We start from the raw sequence: 18,655 nt of genomic DNA on the forward strand, positions 1-18,655 counted from the left end.
GCGTGCGACGTGAGTTCATTTGCTTTGCGCAAGTTGAAATGGGTAGTTTTGACAGTTGATGAGGTCATCACCTTCATTGCTAAGTTCACTTTAAAAACATAGATCCTGAATCAAGTTCAGGATGACAGCGTGCGACGTGAGTTCATTTGCTTTGCGCAAGGTGAAATGGGGAGTTTTGACAGTTGATGAGGTCATCACCTCCATTGCTGAGCTCACTTTAAAAACATAGATCCTGAATCAAGTTCAGGATGGCATCGTGCGAAGTGAGTTCAGGATGACAGCGTGCGACGTGAGTTCATTTGCTTTGCGCAAGTTGAAATGGGTAGTTTTGACAGTTGATGAGGTCATCACCTTCATTGCTAAGTTCACTTTAAAAACATAGATCCTGAATCAAGTTCAGGATGACATCGTGCGACGTGAGTTCATTTGCTTTGCGCAAGGTGAAATGGGTAATTTTGACAGTTGATGATGTCATCACCTTCATTGCTAAGTTCACTTTAAAAACATAGATCCTGAATCAAGTTCAGGATGACAGCGAGCGAAGTGAGCTCAGGATCACATCGTGCTATTTAGGACGGGTCATATTATACAAAAAAGGCTCCCTAAGGAGCCTTTTACCTGAGTGGTAATGTAATTACCAACCAGCTTTTTCTTTAAGTGCAGAACCGATCTCAGCTAGAGAACGAACAGTCTTAACGCCTGCTTCTTCTAGAGCTGCGAACTTCTCATCAGCAGTACCTTTACCACCTGAGATGATTGCACCTGCGTGACCCATACGCTTGCCCGGAGGAGCAGTAACACCAGCGATGTATGAAACAACTGGCTTAGTCACGTTGTGTTTGATGTACTCTGCAGCTTCTTCTTCTGCTGTACCACCGATCTCACCAATCATTACGATTGCTTCAGTCTTAGGATCGTTCTGGAACATTTCTAGTACGTCGATGAAGTTAGTACCTGGGATTGGATCACCACCGATACCAACACAAGTAGACTGACCGAAACCAGCATCAGTAGTTTGCTTAACTGCTTCGTAAGTAAGAGTACCCGAACGAGATACGATACCTACTTTACCTGGTAAGTGGATGTGACCAGGCATGATACCAATTTTACACTCACCCGGAGTGATAACACCTGGGCAGTTAGGACCGATCATGCGAACGCCAGTTTCTTCTAGCTTCACTTTAACATCAACCATATCAAGTGTAGGGATGCCTTCAGTGATACAAACGATTAGCTTAATGCCACCGTCGATAGCTTCTAAGATAGCGTCTTTACAGAATGCTGCTGGAACGTAGATTACTGTTGCAGTTGCACCAGTAGCTTCTACAGCTTCACGTACAGTGTTGAATACTGGAAGACCTAGGTGAGTTTGGCCGCCTTTACCTGGTGATACACCACCAACCATTTGCGTACCGTACTGGATAGCTTGCTCAGAGTGGAAAGTACCCTGACCACCAGTGAAACCCTGACAGATTACTTTAGTATCTTTATTAATTAGTACAGACATTATTTGCCCTCCGCAGCAGCAACTACTTTCTCTGCAGCATCTGTTAGTGATTCAGCAGCGATGATGTCAAGACCAGAGTTAGCTAGTACTTCACGGCCAGCTTCAGCGTTAGTACCTTCAAGACGTACAACTACTGGTACGCTTACACCAACTTCTTTAACTGCACCAATGATACCTTCAGCGATCATGTCACAACGAACGATACCACCGAAGATGTTTACAAGTACTGCTTTCACATTGTCATCTGAAAGGATGATCTTGAATGCTTCAGATACACGCTCTTTAGTCGCGCCGCCACCAACGTCTAGGAAGTTAGCTGGCTTGCCACCGTGTAGGTTTACGATGTCCATTGTACCCATCGCTAGGCCTGCACCGTTAACCATACAACCAACGTTACCGTCTAGAGCAACGTAGTTAAGTTCGAAGCTTGCAGCGTGAGCTTCACGTGCATCTTCTTGTGAAGGATCGTGGAATTCACGGATCTTAGGCTGACGGAATAGCGCGTTGCCATCAACACCAATCTTACCGTCTAGGCAGTGTAGGTTGTTTTCGTCAGTGATTACTAGAGGGTTGATCTCTAGAAGTGCGAAGTCATGATCGATGAACATGTTCGCTAGACCTAGGAAGATCTTAGTGAACTGTTTGATCTGAGCTGGGTTAAGACCAAGCTTGAAGCCAAGCTCACGACCTTGGTATGCCTGAGGGCCTACTAGTGGATCGATTTCAGCTTTGTGAATAAGTTCTGGTGTTTCTTCAGCAACTTGCTCGATTTCTACACCACCTTCAGTTGAAGCCATGAACACGATTTTACGTGAAGCACGGTCAACAACAGCACCAAGGTATAGCTCATTTGCAATATCAGTGCAGCTTTCAACAAGGATCTTAGCAACAGGCTGACCTTTTTCGTCAGTCTGGTAAGTCACTAGGTTTTTACCTAACCAGTTTTCAGCAAATGCGCGGATCTCGTCTTTGCTATCAGCTAGCTTAACACCGCCAGCTTTACCACGGCCACCCGCGTGTACTTGACATTTAACGACCCACTTGTCGCCACCAATCTTACCAGCAGCTTCAACTGCTTCCTGAGGAGTGTCACAAGCGTAACCCTCAGATACAGGTAAACCATATTCGGCAAAAAGTTGTTTTGCCTGATACTCATGCAAATTCATGATGCTTTATCCAATTTTTTATACTAAAAATGCTGAATATTTATGCAAATAATCAGCTATCCCAAATTGCGCCCATAGTATAGATCCCAAGGCGTAGTAAGAAAACCCCAGTTAGACCAAAGGCGCAAAAAAAAAGCTGTATGTTGCTTAATTGCACACATACAGCTTAAGATTTAATCTTTCGCTTAAACGTCTAGAAGTAGACGAGTTGGATCTTCTAGTAATTCTTTGATTGTTACTAAGAAACCAACTGATTCTTTACCATCGATTTGACGGTGGTCATAAGAAAGCGCTAGGTACATCATTGGTAGAATTTCTACTTTACCGTTTACAGCCATCGGGCGCTCTTGGATTTTGTGCATACCAAGAATCGAAGACTGAGGTAGGTTGATGATAGGCGTAGAAAGTAATGAACCGAATACACCACCGTTAGTGATAGTGAAGTTACCACCAGTCATGTCATCAACAGTTAACTTACCGTCGCGGCCTTTAAGTGCTAACTCACGAATACCCTTTTCGATTTCAGCAACAGATAACTTGTCACAATCACGAAGTACTGGTGTAACTAGACCACGAGGTGTAGAAACAGCGATGCTGATGTCGAAGTAGTTGTGGTATACGATGTCATCGCCATCGATTGATGCATTTACTTCAGGGAAGCGCTTAAGTGCTTCAGTTACCGCTTTCACGTAGAAAGACATGAAGCCAAGACGGATGCCGTGACGCTCTTCAAATACATCTTTATACTGCTTACGAAGATCCATGATTGGTTTCATGTTTACTTCGTTGAACGTAGTTAACATTGCAGTAGAGTTCTTTGCTTCAAGAAGACGGTTAGCAATTGTCTTACGTAAACGAGTCATAGGAACACGTTTTTGAGTACGATCACCTACTGGTGCCGCTGGAGCTGCCGCTGCTTTAGCAGGAGCTGCAGCAGGTTTTGCTGCAGGAGCTTTCAAGAAGGCATCTACGTCTTCTTTAGTGATACGACCACCTTTACCAGAGCCTTTGATTTGAGAAGCATCAAGACCTTTTTCTGCAATTAGGCGACGAACTGATGGAGTAAGTACGTCAGCGTTTTCATCAGAAGCCGCAGGAGCTGCGTCTGCTGGAGCTGCTGGTGCACCACCCGCTGAAAGTTTACCAATAACCTGCTCGCCAAGAACTGTGTCGCCTTCAGCGTGCAAGTGTTCACCCATTACACCATCTTCAGGTGCAACAACTTCTAAAACAACTTTGTCAGTCTCGATGTCAACTAGGTTTTGGTCACGGCTTACAGCCTCACCTGGTTGTACGTGCCAAGTTGCGATTGTAGCGTCTGCTACTGACTCTGGAAGTACTGGTACTTTAATGTCCACTTCTTTACCTTCTGCTGCTGGCGCCGCTGCTGGCGCTGCTGGTTGTTCATTTGATTGAGCAGGTGCTGCGCCCGCAGCACCGATTTGTGCAATTACTTGCTCACCTAATACAGTTGCGCCTTCTTCTTCAGAAATAGCAACAATTACACCGTCTTCAGGTGCAACAACTTCTAAAACGACTTTGTCAGTTTCGATGTCAACTAGGTTTTGGTCACGGCTAACCGTATCACCAACGCTTACATGCCAAGTTGCGACGGTTGCGTCTGCAACTGACTCAGGAAGAACAGGCACCTTAATTTCGGTTGTCATCTCTTATTCCTTATTTTTTAATTGTTAATGCGTCAGCAATCAACGCGTTTTGTTCTTTAGTATGGGTAGACATATAACCACAAGCAGGTGCTGCTGAAGCCTTACGACCAGCATAAGTTAGGTTTGCACCAGTAGGGATTGCTTCCCAGAAATGGTGTTGAGAGCAGTACCAAGCGCCTTGGTTCTGTGGCTCTTCCTGACACCATACGAAATCTTTAACATGCTGGTAGCGAGCCATAATCTCATCCATCTCTTTGTGAGGGAACGGATATAACTGCTCAACACGTACGATAGCAACATTGTTTAGCTCAAGCTTGCGACGCTCTTGAAGTAGTTCGTAGTAAACTTTACCGCTACAGAATACAACGCGCTCAACATTTTCAGGCTTAATATCATCAATTTCATCGATCATATTATGGAATACGCCGTCAGAAAGCTCTTCCAAACTTGAAACTGCTAAAGGATGACGTAACAATGACTTTGGCGTCATAACAATCAATGGACGACGTAACGGACGAACCGATTGACGACGTAACATTGAATAAACCTGTGCAGGCGTAGTCGGAACACACACTTGCATGTTGTGGTCTGCACAAAGTTGCAAGTATCGCTCAAGACGTGCTGAACTGTGTTCAGGACCTTGACCTTCATAACCATGAGGTAGCAACAGAGTCAAGCCACATAGACGGCCCCACTTTTGCTCACCAGAACTTAAGAACTGGTCAAATACAACCTGAGCACCGTTTGCGAAGTCACCGAACTGAGCTTCCCAAAGAACCAGTGAAGTAGGCTCTGCTGTCGCATAACCATATTCGAATGCAAGTACAGCTTCTTCAGAAAGTACTGAGTCATAAACCTCAAAAGTACCCTGCTCTGGGCTGATGTTTTGCAACGGTAAATAAGTAGATGCATCAATTTGGTTGTGAACAACAGCGTGACGGTGGAAGAAAGTACCACGGCCAGAATCTTGACCTGTTAAACGAATGTCAGTGCCTTGGTCAACCATTGTCGCGTATGCCAGTGTTTCAGCCATACCCCAATCAAGTGGTTTGTCACCTGTAGCCATCGCTTTACGATCATCATAGATTTTCTTAACACGAGACTGCGCTTTGTGCTCTTCAGGATAGCTAGCAACCTTTTCACCAAGCTCTTTGAGCTTGTCTACAGATACTTCAGTCTCGTATGGTGTATCCCAATCGTGACCTACGTATTTAGACCATTCTGAAGAATGCTTAGTTTCAGGCTGAATTTCAGCAACTACACACTCGCCATTGTCTAAACCGTTGCGGTAGTCGTCAGCTAGTTGCTTAGCTTCTTGTGCAGAAAGTACACCTTCAGCTACTAACTTGTCAGAATATAATTGACGAGGTACTGGGTGCTTTTTGATCTTTTGATACATTAGAGGCTGAGTAGCATTTGGCTCATCAGCTTCGTTGTGACCGTGACGACGGTAACACACTAAATCAATGACAACATCACGCTTAAACTTGTTACGGAAATCAAGCGCAACTTGTGTTACGAATGCAACCGCTTCAGGATCATCAGAGTTAACGTGGAAGATTGGAGCCTGAACCATCTTAGCAATATCAGTACAGTACTCTGTTGAGCGTGTATCTTCTGCCTTAGATGTTGTAAAACCAACTTGGTTGTTTACAACGATACGTACTGTACCACCTACACCATAAGCGCGAGTCTTAGATAAGTTAAAGGTCTCTTGTACAACACCTTGTCCAGCGATTGCTGAGTCACCATGAATGGTAATTGGCAATGCTTTAGAGCCACTTGCACAGTTTAAACGGTCTAGACGTGCTCTTACTGAGCCCATGACCACTGGGTTTACGATTTCTAAGTGAGACGGGTTAAAAGCCAATGCCATATGAACATCGCCACCCTGAGTTGAGAAATCAGAAGAGAAACCCATGTGGTATTTAACATCACCAGAACCCGCCGACTCACCGTATTTACCAGCGAATTCGTCAAATAATTCCTGTGGATTCTTACCTAAAACGTTAACTAGTACGTTTAGACGACCACGGTGCGCCATACCAATTACAACTTCTTCTTGGCCGCTTTCACCTGCTCTATGTACAAGCTCTTTAAGCATTGGCACTAGTGCGTCACCACCTTCCAGTGAGAAGCGCTTTGCACCTGGGAATTTAGCACCAAGATACTTTTCAAGACCATCAGCTGCGATTAAGCCTTGCAATAAGCGTAGTTTGTTTTCTTTGCTGAACTGGGGCTTTGAGAAACCGGCTTCTAAGCGTTGTTGTAACCAGCGTTTTTCTTCGGTTGATGTGATGTGCATGTACTCTGCGCCTACAGAACCACAATATGTGGACTTAAGTGCAGCGTATAAATCTTTTAACTTCATTGTCTCTTTGCCACAAGCAAAAGAGCCAATATTGAATTCTTTATCGAGATCCACATCATCTAAATCGTGGTAAGCCAACTCGAGTTCTCTCACTCGGTCACGTTGCCATAGACCCAATGGGTCTAGATTGGCGTTTTGGTGGCCCCTAAATCTAAATGCATTAATAAGCTGCAACACACGCACTTGTTTTGCATCTGCCGCACCTTCTGCAGAAACTACTACTTCTCTGTGTTTGTTCTTAGCAAGCTCAGCAAATTGTGCTCTTACATCGGAATGTTTAATATCAACATCAACACCTTCTACTTTAGGTAGTTGATCAAACACTTCTCGCCATTCTTCTGGCACTGAAGCCGCATCATCTAGATACGCCTCATATAAATCTTCTACATATGCAACGTTGCCGCCGTATAAGTGAGAAGATTCCAGCCATGCTTTCATCACACCTTCGTGCATTTATTAGCCCTTTTCTCTAGCGCAGAAACTTAAACTTAAACGAAAACAAGATGGCATGTCATGCATGCCATCTTAAGATAATACTAAGCTTTAAACCGAACGGTTTAATAGCATAGATTTAATATGTCCAATTGCTTTGGTTGGATTCAAACCTTTCGGACAAACGCTAACACAGTTCATGATACTGTGACAACGGAATACGCTGAACGCGTCATCAAGACCAGCCAAACGCTCTTCAGTTGCCGTGTCGCGGCTATCAGCCAAGAAACGGTACGCATGAAGAAGTCCAGCAGGACCGATAAATTTATCTGGGTTCCACCAGAATGATGGGCATGAAGTTGAACAACATGCACATAAAATACACTCATATAAACCATCAAGCTTTTCACGATCTTCAAGACTTTGAAGACGCTCTTCACCGCCTGTTGGCTTATCATTGATCAAGTAAGGTTTTACTTTTTCGTATTGAGTGTAGAACTGACTCATGTCAATTACCAAGTCACGAATTACTGGAAGACCAGGTAATGGACGAATGATAATTTTACCTTTGCCGTTCTTTTGTAGAGCTGACAGTGGTGTAATACATGCAAGGCCATTTTTACCATTCATGTTTACGCCATCAGAACCACATACACCTTCACGACATGAACGACGGAAAGAAAGTGTTGAGTCTTGCTCTTTCAACATAAGTAGTGCATCAAGCACCATCATGTCACGGCCTTCTTCAACCTCAAGTTTGTATTCCTGCATACGAGGTGCAGTATCAACATCTGGGTTGTAACGATAAACAGATAATTCTAAAGTTGCTGTTGCCATCGTTTAACTCCTAGTACGTACGAGCTTTAGGTGGGAATGCTTCACGCGTAGTCGGCGCAAAGTTAACATCACGCTTTGTCATTGACTCACTTTGTGGGTGATACATTGAGTGGCATAGCCAGTTCTCATCATCACGCTCTGGGAAGTCAAATCTAGAGTGAGCACCACGGCTTTCTGTACGGAAGTTTGCAGCAACGGCTGTCGAATACGCTGTTTCCATAAGGTTATCAAGTTCTAAGCACTCGATACGCTGTGTGTTGAACTCAGTTGACTTGTCGTCAAGGCGTGCATACTGAAGACGGTCACGGATCTCTTTAAGTTCTTTAAGACCGTCAGCCATAGCATCACCTTCACGGAATACTGAGAAGTTAAGCTGCATACACTCTTGCAAATCTTTCTTGATTTGAACTGGGTCTTCGCCTTTGCCAACTTCTGATGATTCCCAACGATTGTAGCGAGCAAACGCTTCATCAACATCGTCTTTAGAAGCTTCACCAGTTGACTCAAAGTCTTTCAAGTAAGTGCCTAAGAAGTTACCCGCAGCACGGCCAAATACAACTAAGTCAAGCAGTGAGTTACCACCCAAACGGTTCGCGCCGTGTACAGATACACAAGCGATTTCACCTACTGCAAATAGACCTTCTACAATACGCTCATTGCCATTGCTATCTACGTCTAGCACCTGACCATTTACGTTAGTAGGTACACCGCCCATCATGTAGTGACATGTAGGGATTACCGGAATTGGCTCTTCAGCAGGATCTACGTGAGCAAATGTCTTAGACAGATCACAAACACCTGGAAGACGTAGGTTAAGCATTTCTTCACCTAAGTGGTCAAGCTTAAGCTTAATGTGAGTACCCCACGGGCCGTCACAACCACGACCTTCACGGATCTCAGTCATCATTGCACGTGCTACAACGTCACGACCAGCAAGGTCTTTTGCGTTAGGCGCATAACGTTCCATGAAACGCTCGCCGTCTTTATTTAGAAGGTAACCACCTTCACCACGACAACCTTCAGTTACAAGCGTACCTGCGCCTGCAATACCTGTTGGGTGGAACTGCCACATCTCCATGTCTTGCATGCCGATGCCTGCACGAACCGCCATACCAACACCGTCACCAGTATTGATGTGTGCATTGGTTGTTGACGCGTAAATACGACCTGCACCGCCTGTCGCTAATACAACAGCTTTAGACTTGAAGTAAACTACTTCACCAGTTTCGATTTCGATCGCAGTAACACCAACTACATCACCCTTGTCATTTTTAACAAGGTCTAATGCATACCACTCAGAGAATACGTTTGTCTTGTTTTTAACATTTTGCTGGTATAGACAGTGAAGTAACGCGTGACCAGTACGGTCAGCAGCTGCCGCTGTACGCGCAGCCTGTTCACCACCAAAGTTTTTAGACTGACCACCGAAAGGACGCTGATAAACACGGCCATTTTCAAAACGTGAAAATGGTAGGCCCATGTTTTCTAATTCAGTAATAGCTTCTGGACCCGTTTTAGTCATGTACTCGATAGCGTCTTGGTCACCGATGTAATCAGAACCTTTGACAGTATCGTACATGTGCCATTCCCAGTTATCTTCATGAGAATTACCAAGTGCTACTGTAATACCACCTTGCGCAGAAACTGTGTGAGAACGAGTTGGGAATACTTTAGAGATAAGAGCACATGTCTTGCCTGACTCAGAAATAGCAAGTGCAGCACGCATACCAGCACCGCCGGCTCCGACAACTACAGCATCAAATTCACGGACATTATATTTCACTTAAACACCCCACAGAACAAACAAACCAACAGCAACATATGCAAGTGCCATTAGATTTAATACAAAGCCTAAAACTGAACGCATTGTTGCACAGTTGACGTAGTCAGTTAAAACCTGCCAAAGACCAATACGAGTATGAACCATAATACAAACGAGTGTAATCATAGTTGCAGCTTTCATGGCTAGGTTGTCAAATAACCCAGTCCACGCTTCATACGTTAATTCAGGAGTTAACGCTAAGTAGCCCACGATAAATACAGCATATGCTGCAATAATTAATGCTGTTGCGCGAAGTGATACATAATCTTGTACACCATCACGTTTCAGAGTTGCTTGATTTAAGACCATATCCACACTCCACCAAGAATCGCAACGATTACCCAAATGGCGATTGCAATTTTAGCACTTGCATTGCCCGACTCTAACTCTTCCCAGTGGCCCATGTCTTGGATCATGTGACGGATACCGCCAATGATGTGGTAAGACAATACAGCCAAGGTGCCCCACGCAATGAATTTCGCAATAAAGCCAGTCATTAGCCCTTTCACAAATTCAAAACCTTCAGGAGAAGAGAGAGATTCAGACCACGCCCAAATGACAAAAGTCAACGCGAAGAACAACGCGACACCAGTGACACGATGTAAGATCGACGCCTTTGCCGTTGCTGGCATAGATATAGTCGTAAGATCTAGATTTACAGGTCTTTGCTTTTTCACAGTTACTTGCCCATCTTTGCTCGATAAGAGCTTCATCTACTTGTTTTTATCAACCCACTTGCACGACATGCACAAATGGCACACTCTAGATAAACCTGTTTAAACACTTAAAAGATCACTTGCCTGTAAAACTTCGATGTAAAAATAGGTTTACCCACAGACGACACGGTATAAAACCGTTGACAGTATATAAGGCTATGCGTGTTTTTACAATTCTTGTTTAGTTTCGTACGCTTGCGAATTAGCCAATGGTATAATATTTAATCTGGTTAGAATACTTATTATACATTTTTGCATAATTCTTAGAAAAATTGACTTTTCACCCCATTTATAAGTTACAATGATCTGAATTTGCTTAACATTAGTATCACAACATAACAATCAGAATGTTGTTATTTCATAGGAGATAAGATAGATGGCAGATAAGAAAGCCACAGTCCATATTGATGGGCACGATCCAATCGAACTACCGATCCACTCTGGCACAGCAGGCCAAGACGTTATCGACGTTCGTACGTTAGGTGCCCACGGCTTCTTCACATACGACCCTGGTTTCATGTCGACTGGCTCTTGTGAATCATCTATTACTTACATTGATGGTGCAAAAGGTGTACTTCTTCACCGCGGCTACCCGATCGAACAACTTGCAGAAAACTCAAACTACATTGAGCTTTGCTATTTACTATTAAACGGTGAACTACCAAACGCAGAGCAGCTAAGTACTTTCTCTGACGAGATCACTCGTAACACTATGATGCACGAGAAGATTGCAGCATTCTTCCAAGGCTTCCGTGTTGATTCTCACCCTATGGCAATGCTATGTGGTGTAGTGGGTGCGCTTTCATCTTTCTATCACGATGATTTGGATATTTCAGACTCAGAGCAGCGTATGCGTTGTGCAACTAAGTTAGTTGCAAAACTTCCAACTATTGCAGCTATGGCATACAAGTACAATGTAGGCCAGCCGTTTGTTTACCCTCGTAACGACCTTAGCTATGCAGAAAACTTCCTACATATGATGTTCTCTGTACCAGCTGAAGAATACAAAGTTAGCCCTGTATTAGCTAAAGCAATGGATCGTATTTTCATGCTTCACGCTGACCATGAGCAAAATGCATCTACGTCAACTGTACGTCTTGCAGGCTCTTCAGGTGCAAACCCATACGCATGTATTGCTGCTGGTATTGCTTCACTATGGGGCCCAGCGCACGGTGGTGCAAACGAAGCATGTCTAACAATGCTTGAAGAAATTGGCTCTGTTGATCGTATCGACGAGTACGTAGCAAAAGCAAAAGACAAGAACGACCCGTTCCGCCTAATGGGCTTTGGTCACCGTGTTTACAAGAACTTTGACCCACGTGCTACAGTAATGCGTCAAACTTGTCATGAAGTACTTAAAGAGCTAAACATTCAAGATCCACTGCTAGACGTTGCAATGAAACTTGAGCAAATTGCGCTTGAAGACCCGTACTTCATCGAGAAGAAACTATACCCGAACGTAGACTTCTACTCAGGTATCATTCTTAAAGCGATTGGTATCCCTACAAGCATGTTCACAGTGATCTTTGCAATGTCTCGTACTGTTGGTTGGATCTCTCACTGGAATGAAATGCTTTCTCAAGCTGGTCACAAAATTGGTCGCCCTCGTCAGCTATACACTGGCTACACAGCGCGCGATTATAAAGGCCAAGGTGAGCGTTAATCGTTCATGATTATTGAAAAAAAGAGGCTAAACAGCCTCTTTTTTTATTTGAAAACTGTATTATTTTTACCCTCCACCTAAAAACGTATAGAATAATGTACAAAGAAAGCACCCCACCGCATCCGAAAAAAATAAATAATATTTAAAATATTTCGAAGTTTTCTGACATTTCCACGTCAATATCTTCTCTCTTCACTGAATCAACCTTTGCCATTGTCGGCCCTTTTTCCAGCCAAGATGCTAGCTCTGAAATTTTTTCAATGTGCCCAGTCGCTATCACTTCAACACTTCTATCCGGTAAATTCTTTGCGTAACCAACTAGCCCTAATGCGGAAGCTTTTATCTTTGTGTGATACCTAAATCCGACTCCTTGCACTACGCCCGTCACTATAAACCTGCTTGAATGCATAATATTTATCTCTTAATGTCTTAGGAGTAAGCATAGGTTTGATGTGAGAATTGTTGAAGAAAAATCACGATAAGATTTTAACTCTGAACTCATTCAATACAGATGCATAGCCGCAAAACACAAAACGCCCGATAAAACTGACAGTTTTACCGGGCGTTTGAGAGATTTAGTTCTATTTAAAACTTATAAGCGAACTTCAAGTAAGCCTGACGGCCCAATATACTATGCGTTTTATTGTCAACCCCCATGGACTCAGAAGGTGCAAATGGTGCTTCTTCATTCGTCAGGTTAGCTGCACCAACAGTCACAGTTAACTGCTCATAACCAATATAAGTAACACTGGTATCTATTGTTGTCCAAGAATCTATCTCAAACTTATTTCCATCGCTATCCGCCAGATCATTGTAAGAGTTGATGTAATTAACACTGAAGTTTGCTACCCAATCATCAAGTGCCCAATCAACACGTGCATTCCAACGCAGATCTGGATGTTGGTATTCACCATTTTCATCTTCGATAACCGAAACCGAATTGCCATTTTCATCCGTTCGAATAAGCTCTTCGTCAAAGTTCAAAACATAAGTTACGTTATATCCAAACTTAAATTCACCCATGTCTTTTGTCGGAAGTCGATATTCTAAATCAACATCGATACCATCTGTCTTTCTGCCACCAATATTGACAAACGTATCGTTGATCAGTCGAATACGCCCAGGCGTACCACCAGTACTCGCTTCACGTACGACTAACTTAGGATCATCGCCACAACAGTCGACAATATCCTGTGCACCAATTTTTTTAATTAGATTGTCCTGATCGTAATTCCAGTAATCAAGACCCACACTAAAGTCATCTGTAGCCTGCCAAACAATACCTAAGTTGTAGTTTGTAGACTCTTCAGGCTGTAGGTTTTTATTACCCGCAACTTCAGCTGTGTATTCAAATGGTTCACAATCCAGTGGATCCTTAGTTATTTTACAGCGCTCTCGGTCAATCACACTTGGTGATTCATCAGTTCTACCTAAGTGGAGCTGTACCAGTGATGGTGCTCTAAATGCGGTGCCCCAAGAACCACGCACAACAATTTCTTCTATTGGTGTCCAACGGAAAGCAACTTTTGGATCTGTTGTGTTACCAAAATCACTGTAATCTTCATAACGAAGTGCCAATTGTAGTTCTAAATTTTCAGTGGCTGGTACGATAAATTCGGCAAATAAAGCGGTATTGTCTCTATCCCCATTTGCTTGCGTTGCTTCAGTACCAAATATTTCACCATTCAAGTACTGACTGTCAGGATTATCCTCGATTTTTTCATAACGATGCTCTAAACCAAATGCTGCGGCCACATAGCCATCACCGAGTTCGAAAAGCTCACCAGAGACTGTCGCGTCAAATGACTGCATTGTTGATGCACCGTAACGCGTTGTGGTTGTTTCAATTCTATCTAAAGTGGCTTGAGAATTTTGGCTTGGCTCAAATGGGTTCCAGTTACCGTTGTCTATTTCAGCCTGTGCTCTTAGCTTATTAGGAAAACCATCAAAGCCTTTTTCAACCGCACTTGAACGGATGGCTGAGTAAGCAAACTCCCACTCCCACTCTTTAAACTCACCACGCATTCCCATTACAGCGCGGTAATACTCTGAATCTACATCCTTTTTACGGTTACCGATATCTACTGTACGTCGTCGCATAGAAATATCTACGCCGTGCAAGAAGTGATCGGGCTGATCTGCCAATGGGTGATTCGGGTTGTCCCCGGCCATATTCAATTCTGTAAAACTTGGACTTGCTGCACCTTGAATAAACGTGGAAGTATGTTGCGCTGAAAACTCAGCAAATCCTTCCACACCGTCCATGATCTCTTGAACGCCATTGTAGTTAAAGCTGATCCGTTCGGTAGACGGAATAAGTGTCATATGAGGCGCATAATCATAACGACAAATATCACCAATTATCATGTTTTCCGGGCATTTATCATTGCCCCACACATCGGCAAAAATAGTCTGTCTTACTTTCGTTCCATCATCTTCGACTCGTGTGACTGGAAGTGCTTCCCATTGTGCATCAGTGAGTTGGCTTCGTACAACTTCGATGCTTCCAGGGATACCAGATGAACTCAGTGCATTATTACCACCACGAAATCTTTGATCTGCCGTAGACGCATAATCTCTATCAGCATAAAAAACATCACCACGCTTAAAATAATCTAGTGAAAAGTTGTGATGTCCCTTATCAGTCGAGCTGCCCCATAGTAACGTGAAATTTTCTTCTTCTGCTCCACCATCAGCTGTATCAGATATTTTGCCGGCAATTTCAAAACCATCAATATCGTCACGTAAAATAATATTGATAACACCTGCAACAGCATCTGAACCATAAGTTGCTGACGCTCCATCTTTTAGTACGTCAATGCGTTTTACTGATGAAACGGGTATTGTGTTTAAATCAACGAAAGACGTTTCAATATCTTTCGCAAAAGGGCTAACCGCTACTCTTCGACCATTGATCAAAACCAACGTTGAAGACGCACCTAAACCTCTTAATGCAACACTTGAGCCGCCATTTGCGGTGTCATCACTGGAGTTGCCCTGTGTACTAAACGTACCAGCACCAGCCACTGGTAATTTTTGTAAAGCCCCTATTAGATCTGTCGAGCCCGTTGCAGCCAAATCTCCTGCCGAGATTGTTTGGATTGGTGAAGGCCCTTCTAAATCAGAACGTTTAATATGTGATCCCGTGATCTCAATACGTTCTACTTCATTGTCGTTTGCAAAACTTGGGCTTGCCCCCCCAAGTAAAGCAATACCGACTGCAGATGCAATTAGCGTAATCCCCTTTCTCATTATCTTTATTCTCCGTAGTGTATTAAAAACATCTTTTTAACCTTTATAACACATAGAAAAAACAATAAAAACACATTTAAGAGAGGTTTAATTTACAAAATGTAAACGAATCGACTAGGTAAAATCGAGAGTTTAGAGTGGAGTTTAGGTATGGAAAACAAAAAGCCCAGCAAGTTTGCTGGGCTTAATCTAAGTATTTTATCTTTATACTTACAGTGCAGTTTTGTTTATTTGCTGAACAAACTGCTTAACTGGTAGATCATTACATTTAAGGCTTCTAGCTTGGCCACGGTATACTTTTAAACTTTCTATACCCTCTTTAGCCGCCTTCATACATAATTCAGTTGCGACTGAAGAATTTTTTGCAACTAATTTTGATTTGCTAGCTTGTTTTTCTGTTTGAACTTCACTTTGAGTTTTAGCAAATGTACGAATATCTTCACCATTACATCTTACGGTTTCAGAAAAGCGAGAAATAAATACACCATGTCGTGCACCTTCTTTACGAGCTGCGCTTAGACCCTGATTTGCCGCTACTTCACACACTCTAGAAATTGTTGATGCGTCATCAGCTTTAAAGCTGTGTGCTTCAGATGCAAAAACTGTCGTTGACGTTAGAGAAATAAGAGCTGCAACAGTGAAAGACTTAAACATAATTTACCTCAAATGAACGAATTGCTGCGCATTATATAACCAGATTTCACCCTGTAAATGATAAAATTAAACTTTTCTGAGTATTTAATGATCAATTAACATATTCATAATCGTCTCGCTTTAACTCTTTAAATAGATCGCAAAATTTAACAATCTATAGACGTGAAACAGTAAACTTTTCACCTATCTGGGCAGCAAAAGTGATACACTCGATTTTATTTATTGACGAATCCTATTTATGAAAATAATCTCCTTCAATATCAATGGCCTCAGAGCTAGACTTCACCAATTACAAGCATTAATAGACAAACACCAGCCAGATGTAATCGGCTTACAGGAAATCAAGGTGCACGATGAAGCATTTCCCGTCGATGACATAGAAGCAATGGGCTATCACGTCTACTTTCATGGCCAGAAGGCCCATTACGGTGTTGCGCTTATGTCGAAAAAGCCAGCCAAATCTATTCAAAAAGGATTTGCGACTGATACAGAAGATGCACAAAAACGTATGATCACTGGTGTATTTGAAAGCGATAATGGTCAGGAAGTGACTGTGATGAATGGCTACTTCCCTCAGGGGGATAATATAAGTCATGAAACAAAATTCCCGTACAAACGCCAATTTTATAAAGATTTAATGACCCACCTCAATACGAATGAATCTCCAGACGCTAACCTTATTGTTATGGGTGACATCAATATCTCCCCGACGGACGATGATATTGGCATTGGCGAGCCCAATATGAAACGTTGGTTGAAAACTGGCAAGTGTTCGTTTCAACCTGAAGAGCGCGAATGGTTAAAAACGCTTATGGATTGGGGTTTAAAAGATACCTTCCGAGAGCTTACACCTGACGCCCAAGATAAATATTCGTGGTTTGACTATCGCTCTAAAGGTTTTAATGATAACCGTGGTTTACGTATAGATGTGGTACTCGCAACTAAAAGTCTGATGTCATCTTGTATTGAAAGCGACATAGACTATGAGCTTAGAGGTATTGAAAAGCCGTCAGATCACGCTCCAATTTGGGCCACTTTTGACGTTTAAGCACATAAGGTAGTTAACCCAGTAAATATAGGTAACAGTTGATGGCAACAACGCTAATTTGTCTGCTCGCATTTGCAGTCAGTTTTGATAAAGCGCAATTTCTCGCGTTGCTCAAAACTCCGCAGAGACAAACAGGCGTTTTATGTTGTGCACTTGTTATGGCTATTTTATGGCAGGTAAAGGCTGGAATTTTACCGTTTTTAGATATCCATATTTTAGCGATTACAGCTGTTACCTTAGTGTTGGGGTGGCGGCTTTCTTTACTCAGTACATTGCTCGCATCACTGCTCCATTACGCATTTGCAGAAAGCTCAATTGAGTTTTTCTCCTTTTGGCTTCTAACGGGGATTATTCCTGTTTATATAAGTTATGCATTGTTTGCTATTTGCTACCACTACCTACCTAGACATTTTTTTATTTATATTTTTGTTTGTGCTTTCATTTGCGCAGGCCTTGTTGCAGCGAGTAAAATAGTGCTGACAAGCTTCTACTATTGGTCTTTAGGCCAGTATGATTGGCAAACACTTCAATATAATTATTTGTTTTACTCGGTGATCATGTGGTTTCCAGAGGCCATGTTAAATGGTATGGCGATCACATTGATGATCACCTATCGGCCCCATTGGGTCAGAACTTTTTACGATCAGGAATACTTAGATAGATGACATTAGATTATCGCTGCCCCATTTGCTCAGAGCAATTAAATCAAACAAACAACACACTGAGCTGCAAAAATCGTCATCAATTCGACTTTGCAAAAGAAGGCTATGTAAACCTTCTTCCAGTGCAATTTAAACGCTCTAAAAACCCAGGTGATAATTTAGATATGGTGCAGGCAAGGCGAGCATTCTTCGCTACAAACCACTATACCTTTTTGCAACAATCACTTGCCGAGTTGATCGCTAAAAAGTCACCCAAAATGGTTGTTGACTTAGGATGTGGAGAAGGCTTCTACACCCAAGCTGTGGCAGCTGCACTTCCTGACTCAACCTCTGTGTACGGGTTAGATATCAGTAAACCAGCAGTAAAATTTGCAGCTAAGCGCTATAGAAAACCGCACTTCAGCGTCGCATCGAGCAAAGATGCCCCTTTCAAAGAGGCACAAACAGACATCGTTTTGAGTATCTTCGCCCCAGTTTTTTCACACGAGTCAAAAAGATTATTACAACCAGACGGTATGCTAGTTGTCGTAGGGCCTGGGCCTAAACACCTCTTCGAGCTAAAGCAAAAGATATATGATGATGTGCGTTTACACGATGCGCCCCCCTGCCCCGAGGGATTTGAAGTGATTGAACAAACATTGGTGGAAGAACGCCAAAGTGTAGCAATAGATGTCGTGGAAAACTTGATAAAGATGACACCATTTGCATGGAAGTTTAAAGCTTCTCACTTTGAAGAATTAGCACAAAATACCACACACCAAATTACGTTTTCTTTTTTGATTACGCAGTATAAAAAGCAATCGTCTTGATGTTGGAGGTTGGATCGTTTTGTGCTAAATAGCGGTCCAATCATTCCTC

The 18,655-nt window shown here is 42.8% G+C and carries 15 protein-coding genes; 4 read left to right on the forward strand and 11 right to left on the reverse strand.

Annotation, left to right across the window (positions count from 1 at the left end; translation table 11 throughout):
* Positions 1-634 precede the first annotated feature (634 nt).
* From sucD to sdhC, 8 genes are all read right to left on the reverse strand, one after another.
* A complete protein-coding gene (sucD, locus tag QNM18_RS01925) occupies positions 635-1,507 on the reverse strand; it encodes a succinate--CoA ligase subunit alpha (protein WP_023399328.1) in 873 nt (290 codons plus the stop codon).
* Positions 1,507-2,673 carry an ADP-forming succinate--CoA ligase subunit beta gene (sucC, locus tag QNM18_RS01930; RefSeq protein WP_023399327.1) on the reverse strand — a complete coding sequence of 389 codons (1,167 nt, stop codon included), beginning with the start codon at positions 2,671-2,673 and terminating at the stop codon, positions 1,507-1,509. Before sucC ends, sucD begins: the two co-directional genes overlap by 1 nt.
* Positions 2,674-2,858: 185 nt before the next feature.
* On the reverse strand, positions 2,859-4,340 hold the full coding sequence (gene odhB, locus QNM18_RS01935; protein WP_284136153.1) for a 2-oxoglutarate dehydrogenase complex dihydrolipoyllysine-residue succinyltransferase: 1,482 nt from the start codon (positions 4,338-4,340) through the stop codon (positions 2,859-2,861).
* A gap of 10 nt (positions 4,341-4,350) precedes the next feature.
* Positions 4,351-7,164, reverse strand: a complete 2,814-nt coding sequence (gene sucA, locus QNM18_RS01940) for a 2-oxoglutarate dehydrogenase E1 component (RefSeq protein WP_211009448.1) — start codon at positions 7,162-7,164, stop codon at positions 4,351-4,353.
* Between the two features lie 90 nt (positions 7,165-7,254).
* Positions 7,255-7,980: a succinate dehydrogenase iron-sulfur subunit gene (locus QNM18_RS01945; protein WP_023399324.1), complete on the reverse strand. Its 726-nt coding sequence runs from the start codon at positions 7,978-7,980 to the stop codon at positions 7,255-7,257.
* Between the two features lie 10 nt (positions 7,981-7,990).
* Positions 7,991-9,763, reverse strand: a complete 1,773-nt coding sequence (gene sdhA, locus QNM18_RS01950) for a succinate dehydrogenase flavoprotein subunit (RefSeq protein WP_023399323.1) — start codon at positions 9,761-9,763, stop codon at positions 7,991-7,993.
* Positions 9,764-10,111, reverse strand: a complete 348-nt coding sequence (gene sdhD / locus QNM18_RS01955) for a succinate dehydrogenase, hydrophobic membrane anchor protein (protein ID WP_211009447.1) — start codon at positions 10,109-10,111, stop codon at positions 9,764-9,766.
* Positions 10,102-10,479, reverse strand: coding sequence for a succinate dehydrogenase, cytochrome b556 subunit (sdhC, locus tag QNM18_RS01960; RefSeq protein WP_155250762.1), 378 nt, complete (start codon positions 10,477-10,479; stop codon positions 10,102-10,104). The genes sdhD and sdhC overlap by 10 nt, the downstream gene beginning before the upstream one ends.
* Before the next feature lie 415 nt (positions 10,480-10,894).
* On the opposite strand from sdhC, the gene QNM18_RS01965 reads away from it, so the two are divergent.
* Positions 10,895-12,181: a citrate synthase gene (locus QNM18_RS01965; RefSeq protein WP_211009446.1), complete on the forward strand. Its 1,287-nt coding sequence runs from the start codon at positions 10,895-10,897 to the stop codon at positions 12,179-12,181.
* 142 nt (positions 12,182-12,323) lie between these two features.
* Here the strand turns inward: QNM18_RS01965 and yccX are convergent, their stop codons facing one another.
* The 3 genes from yccX to QNM18_RS01980 all read right to left on the reverse strand — a co-directional run bounded on the left by yccX (position 12,324) and on the right by QNM18_RS01980 (position 16,087).
* Entirely contained in the window at positions 12,324-12,590 is a 267-nt protein-coding gene (gene yccX / locus QNM18_RS01970) for an acylphosphatase (RefSeq protein WP_211009445.1), read from the reverse strand.
* A 176-nt stretch (positions 12,591-12,766) separates the two neighbouring features.
* Positions 12,767-15,433 carry a TonB-dependent receptor plug domain-containing protein gene (locus tag QNM18_RS01975; protein ID WP_284136154.1) on the reverse strand — a complete coding sequence of 889 codons (2,667 nt, stop codon included), beginning with the start codon at positions 15,431-15,433 and terminating at the stop codon, positions 12,767-12,769.
* Positions 15,434-15,643: 210 nt separating this feature from the next.
* On the reverse strand, positions 15,644-16,087 hold the full coding sequence (locus QNM18_RS01980; protein WP_284136155.1) for an exonuclease III: 444 nt from the start codon (positions 16,085-16,087) through the stop codon (positions 15,644-15,646).
* Positions 16,088-16,325: 238 nt separating this feature from the next.
* Between QNM18_RS01980 and xthA the strand changes: the two genes are divergently transcribed.
* From xthA to rlmA, 3 genes are read left to right on the forward strand one after another with little or no spacing between them, the layout of a single operon-like run.
* Positions 16,326-17,135 carry an exodeoxyribonuclease III gene (gene xthA / locus QNM18_RS01985; RefSeq protein ID WP_211009442.1) on the forward strand — a complete coding sequence of 270 codons (810 nt, stop codon included), beginning with the start codon at positions 16,326-16,328 and terminating at the stop codon, positions 17,133-17,135.
* 41 nt (positions 17,136-17,176) lie between these two features.
* Positions 17,177-17,800: a hypothetical protein gene (locus QNM18_RS01990; protein WP_211009441.1), complete on the forward strand. Its 624-nt coding sequence runs from the start codon at positions 17,177-17,179 to the stop codon at positions 17,798-17,800.
* A complete protein-coding gene (gene rlmA, locus QNM18_RS01995) occupies positions 17,797-18,606 on the forward strand; it encodes a 23S rRNA (guanine(745)-N(1))-methyltransferase (protein ID WP_284136156.1) in 810 nt (269 codons plus the stop codon). The genes QNM18_RS01990 and rlmA overlap by 4 nt, the downstream gene beginning before the upstream one ends.
* Positions 18,607-18,655 lie beyond the last annotated feature (49 nt).

The sequence above is a fragment of the Pseudoalteromonas obscura genome, from assembly GCF_030135505.1.
Taxonomy (GTDB): domain Bacteria; phylum Pseudomonadota; class Gammaproteobacteria; order Enterobacterales; family Alteromonadaceae; genus Pseudoalteromonas; species Pseudoalteromonas obscura.